This is a genomic window from Rothia sp. 88186D007BW (assembly GCF_053544215.1).
Genome location: NZ_JBPPTR010000025.1, coordinates 1 through 536, shown reverse-complemented (window position 1 = coordinate 536; position 536 = coordinate 1). Strand labels below are relative to the sequence as shown.

The window sequence follows — 536 nt, the reverse complement described above, 5'->3', positions numbered from 1 at the left end:
GAGAAAATAACACCATGACAACAGAACACCAACTCGCCCAAAACCTCATCACCCAAGCCAAAGAACAAGGCCTAGACCTCAGCAGCGACACCCTACTCAAAACCCTCACCCAAGACATCATCCAAGCTGCCCTCGACGAAGAACTCACCGACCACCTCGGCTACCCCAAACACGCCGAAAACCCCAACCAAACAAGCCAAAACACCAGAAACGGCTACCGCACCAAAAGAATCCTCACCGACACCGTCGGCCCCATCGACATCAAAGTCCCCCGCGACCGCGACGGCTCCTTCGAACCGACCATCGTGCCCAAACGAGCCCGTCGACTCAAAAACGTCGATGAAATCATCCTCTCCCTGGCCGCCAAAGGACTCACCTACGGTGACATCGCAGCCCACTTCGAGCAAATCTATGGGGCCAGCATCAGTAAAGACACCATCAGCCGTATCACCGCAACGGTCCTTGACCAGATGAATGAATGGGCCGCCAGGCCCCTAGAAACGGTCTACCTGGCTGTGTTTATCGATGCAATCTAC

1 protein-coding gene is annotated in these 536 nt (G+C 55.0%); it reads left to right on the top strand.

From position 1 onward, the window contains the following. Positions 1 to 14 precede the first annotated feature (14 nt). The coding region (locus ACEE09_RS09285; RefSeq protein WP_449084097.1) for a transposase at positions 15 to 536 on the top strand (522 nt) is incomplete at its 3' end.